General features: G+C 46.5%; 5 protein-coding genes. 1 reads left to right on the forward strand and 4 read right to left on the reverse strand.

Features of this window, described 5'->3' with window-relative positions; all coding sequences use genetic code 11:
• Positions 1-271: 271 nt before the first annotated feature.
• The 4 genes from RMO84_RS01535 to RMO84_RS01550 all read right to left on the reverse strand — a co-directional run bounded on the left by RMO84_RS01535 (position 272) and on the right by RMO84_RS01550 (position 3,657).
• Entirely contained in the window at positions 272-826 is a 555-nt protein-coding gene (locus RMO84_RS01535) for a peroxiredoxin (protein WP_310486687.1), read from the reverse strand.
• A 157-nt stretch (positions 827-983) separates the two neighbouring features.
• Entirely contained in the window at positions 984-2,045 is a 1,062-nt protein-coding gene (locus RMO84_RS01540) for a DUF3474 domain-containing protein (protein ID WP_310486689.1), read from the reverse strand.
• 183 nt (positions 2,046-2,228) lie between these two features.
• Entirely contained in the window at positions 2,229-2,762 is a 534-nt protein-coding gene (locus RMO84_RS01545; RefSeq protein WP_310486690.1) for a phycobiliprotein lyase, read from the reverse strand.
• Positions 2,763-2,949: 187 nt separating this feature from the next.
• Positions 2,950-3,657 carry a HEAT repeat domain-containing protein gene (locus RMO84_RS01550; protein WP_310486692.1) on the reverse strand — a complete coding sequence of 236 codons (708 nt, stop codon included), beginning with the start codon at positions 3,655-3,657 and terminating at the stop codon, positions 2,950-2,952.
• A gap of 147 nt (positions 3,658-3,804) precedes the next feature.
• On the opposite strand from RMO84_RS01550, the gene RMO84_RS01555 reads away from it, so the two are divergent.
• A partial coding sequence (locus RMO84_RS01555) for a HAMP domain-containing sensor histidine kinase (RefSeq protein WP_310486691.1) occupies positions 3,805-4,934 on the forward strand: 1,130 nt, incomplete at its 3' end.

Genomic DNA, 4,934 nt, shown 5'->3' on the forward strand with positions numbered 1-4,934 from the left:
TGAGCAGCGGTTTCTAACCGCTGAGGTATGGGTAGCAACTTAGATTAAAGAAGTGGCAACTCTTGATCGCCACTTCTTTAATCTAATTTAACCGAGATCGATAGTCAAATTAACATACACTGATGAAATCTCGATCGCTACTCACCTAAAAACGAATAAGAGCGAAGAACAGACATGAGATCGTCGTTCTCCGCTCCCGTAGGATGCAAAATTGTAATGATTTCTAGTTAGTTGGCGATGCTCTAATGGAGCGGCTATGCCAATGCCAAATCTAAACTTTAGCCGATTGTAATCGATCGAGTTCGACTAATACTTCTTGACTGTGAGCGGTGGGATTGACATTAGTAAATGTCGCCCGCAAAACACCTTGGGGATCGACAATAAAACTGTGCCGCATCGAAAAGATTCCCAGCCACGAACCGTAAGCTTTACTAACTTTGCCATCGGTATCGGCTAACAGTGGAAATTTTAAGCCTTCAGAATCGCAGAATTTGGCATGAGAATCGACGGAATCAGCACTCACGCCGACAATCTCAGTTTGGCGTTGCTGATATTTACCAATATCCTGTTGAAATCGCCGCGCTTCTAAGGTGCAGCCAGAAGTAAAATCTTTAGGGTAGAAATAGACAACTACCCACTTACCAGCATAATCAGCCAGCGAGACGCTACCCGTACCCGTATTGGTTGGCAGTGTAAATGTCGGTGCTGGCTTATTTGTGGCTGGTAATTTACCACCTAGTGCCCACGCCGCAGGGACGAAATTACCCCACAACAGCACACTCATACAAATTGCTAAGAGACTAGTCAGAAAATAACGTCGATGCATAGGAGAGGTATTAGGGATTAAGTGCTAGGTATTAGGTATTAGGCTTTAGGCTTTAGAGGTTAGGTTCTAGAGCCTAACCTCTGGCAAATTAGAACGCAAGCGTTCTCTTAATTGCCTAAAGCCTAAAGCCTAAAGCCTAAAACCTAATCCCTAATCCCTATTTCGATCGATAGTAAATCTTACTACCAGTATTCGAGACATAGTGACAGTTCTCCTTGGCATCCCAGAAGGCTGCCCAGACAGAGCGATCGGATTTGCGATAGTGTTCGCCTAAGACGGGTTTGATTGCCTCTGTAGCCTCTAAGAGGTGGTAGTGAGGGATCGATAAGAAGATATGGTGCGCGACGTGGGTACCGATATTGTGGTGGATATCGTTGATGAAACCATAGTCCACATCGATCGTCGAAATCGCTCCTTTGAGGAAGTACCAATCTTTGCCGCGATACCAAGGAATATCGTCATCAGTGTGATGGAGGAAGGTAACTAAGTCCAACCAGACGACAAACCCCAGATAAGGCATCAGGTAAAATTTCACCAGCCACAACCAGCCCCAGGTAAAGGTGCCTGCTGCTACTAATGCCACCATTGCTGCACACCAAATGCTGCTTGTAATTACGTCCCACTTTTCGGATTCGCGAAAGAGGGGGCTAGCTGGGTGAAAGTGGGAACCGCCGGGACGTTCTGGCGAACGGCGGAATAAATACAGAGGATAGGCAAGTAATAATGTCAGATCGAAGCGGAGAAACTTCTCCCACCACTGCATTTCATCGTATTTACCTTCAGTGACGGGGTACCAGCTTTCGTCGGTTTCGATGTTGCCCGTATTTTTGTGATGCGTCCGATGGCTGATCCGCCAGCCATGATAGGGCACTAAAATAAACGAATGCGAGATATGTCCGACGAGGTCGTTAAGCCACTTGTGACGGGAAAATGAACCATGCCCGCAATCGTGTCCGACTACGAATAATGCCCAAAACATCGTCGCTTGCATGAACCAGAAGATCGGATAAAACCACCAGGAGTCTAATTTGTAGGCGATCGCGTACAAGCCAGTGACAATTACGACATCGCGGAAAAAATAAGACAAAGACTTCCAGGTAGAAGGCTCAAAACAATATTTGGGAATTGCCGATCGAACATCTTGGATAGTGAACGGGAGTCTTTCGCGCTCAAATGCAGATGCGTCCTGGCTTGATGGCTCGACTAAATTAGATTGCACGTACTTTTAAAATTTACCTGATAATAGACCAACCGCATTGTTACACTCCGACACAATTTTCGCAACTAGGTAAACCACAAGATTTGTGACGATCTGGCGACAAATTGGCAGTATGACAAGGTTGGCGTAGTCTCAGATCGGGGATCGAATCTCCAAGCACGTTCGCTAAGTGAGTAACAAACTTTACCCACCCATCCGGATTTCTGAGTAAAAAGAAGCGATCGACTCGCCGCTAGGCTGAGTAACGATCGTGGTGCGGAGTCGGACGTTGTTGCTCTCAAACCACACGCGTTCTTCGGAAGAGATATTCTCACCTTCACTAATCAAGGTTAGTGCTTCATCTTCGCCTAACGTATAGCTAGCTACTCGCGGGGCACTAGCATCGCCACTGGTGGCATAAATTAGTTTGCCAGTATCGATCGTGGTGGCATCGGGGACGGAGATCGCGATCGTTTCGCCCTGGCGATTGGTGGGACTTTGGGGCTGGGTATCCCAAGCGATGGTACCTTTCCAGCTATATTTAACGCCACCCCAGATCGCGCTTGGCTCGATACCCGCACGTTGGCACAGATCGATCGCTTGCGGATGATCTGGGGGCAAGATTTCAATGACTAAATCAGATTTTCCCTGTTCTGACTGTTTTAAAGTTAGGTGCTGACTGGTTTTTTGGGAAAACCATTTGCCAGCACTCAACTCAAAAAATTCGCGGACATTCATCTTTATAGGTGTTAGGTATTAGGTTTTAGGTGTTAGGTATGAAGTATTCGCTAAAACCTAACAGTTGGCGATCGATACTCACTCGCAGTCGATCGAATCCAGTAACCAGTATAACTCTCTACTCCCAATCCTATGGAATCATCCACCGATGATTTCAACCTTGAGTTACCATTCTAGCTCCCAACTATCAACTCTCCCCAGCTTCCAGCCGTTGCAAACAGATCGTCGCCGCCGCCGATACATGGGGATGTGCATCCTTAGTGAGATAGTTGAGCGCGGAAATACTTTTGGGAGCGGGTAGTTGCCCTAATGCTTCAGCCAAACGTTGGCGGACGAGCCAATCTTCAGCCTCGATAAAAGTCACCAATTTATCGATCGCCGCTACTGCTTTAATCTCGCCGAGTGCGGCAATTGCTGCTTGCTGGAGGACGATTTCGGGGGAATCCAATGCCTGCATCAGCACGTCAAAAGCACGCGGATCTTTAAGATTGCCTAATGCTACTGCCGCACTAAACCGGACGAGCCAATCAGTATCTTCATAAAACGCCCTGACGAGTGCTTCAAAGGCGCGAATATCTTCTAAGTAGCCGAGCGCACCAGCAGCATCGGCCCGAATGCCATAATCTGGGTCATTAGCGAGGATGTCGATCAAAATCGGGTAAGATTCTGGTGTGACTTTGATACCTAAAGCAAACACGGCCATCGATCGCAGTTGGAGGCTTTCATCATTGAGCACTTTTTTAATCGATGGTAATGCTACATCAGCAGGTACATTGCGCAGTGAGGCTAATGCGACCATCCGATCGCGCAAATTAGGACTCTCTAACTGTTGTGCCAGTAGTGCTGTAGCGGCTGGATCTAGTGGCGGTAAATTTTCTTCAGGGAGATCGCTCATATACTTATTTGCCATGATTTATTAATAAATTGTAACAAATTCGATCGATCTCCTGTCTAGACAGCGGGTTGCTCGATCGAGAGTGTCTGCTGGATCTAGTCACAATCGATCGCTATCTGACAACGGAACCCCGATAATCAATCATCCATGCTCAGTCCTATCGACTCTACTTATTTGTGTCAACTTACCGCCACCCAAATTCAGGAAATCTTAGTCCTGAATGGCGTCCTGATTCAACAGTATCAATCTCAATTACATCGGTGGGTGACGATCGCCCAATTACCAGATTTGGGACAATTAACGCTCAGTTTAGAGCCAGAAAAAGCTGCCGAGATCGATCGGCGGCTACATCAATACGAACTCGTCGAATTTACAGCGATGACAACGGTGATGAATCTAAATATTTGCGATCGATACGTATTTATTCCCTTGGTAGAACAACCCAATCTCTACGAAGGAGATGTGCGGGCGGAGCGACACCAACAGAGTGGATTGTGGGGGCGGATCTGCTTAGTCGGAAATCTGCATAGTATTTGGACGCCACAAGATCTGTCATGGGTGCAAGCATTGGGACAGCAATTGCTGACAGCGATGAATTTACTCACTACTACAGATGCCGTGCCGCCGGTTGCTACTAGCTCCTCCCCACTGGCAGATCTGGCCGAATTAATCGAAAAAATTACCGATCTAGAATCGAGATGCCAGCAAAAAGATCGGTTTATTAATGAGATTTCTCACGATCTGCGCGCACCTTTAATGAATATCAAAATGGCGATGCGGATGTTAAAAACTAGTCTAAAGACAGACCCACACATTGCCGAGTTATTAGTCGGACATAAGGCCGAAACATACCTAGCAATTCTCGAACAAGAATGCGATCGCGAAGTAGAACTAATTGACAATATTTTAGATATTCAAAAATTGGAATATGCGATCGACGGTCGCGCCGAGGCGCATGCTCTAGGCGCAGCATCGCCAGTGGCACACCGACTCAATCTCGAATCATTAGAAATTGCGACTTGGTTGCCCAGCACCATCGAACCATTCAATTATCGCGCGCAAACCGATCGGCAAAAATTAATTACCTCCGTATCGCAATTGGTATCGACGATTACTACCGATCGGGCTTATTTAACCAAAATATTTACGGAGTTATTAAATAATGCCTGTAAATATACTCGGGAAGATGGCGAAATTATTGTGGCTGTCGATACTCCCGATCGCGAGTGGCTGACATTAGTAGTCAAAAATCAAGCGGAAATACCCGATCGACATTT

Origin of the sequence: Chamaesiphon sp. VAR_69_metabat_338, assembly GCF_031423935.1 — a bacterium.
Taxonomy (GTDB): Bacteria; Cyanobacteriota; Cyanobacteriia; order Cyanobacteriales; family Chamaesiphonaceae; genus Chamaesiphon.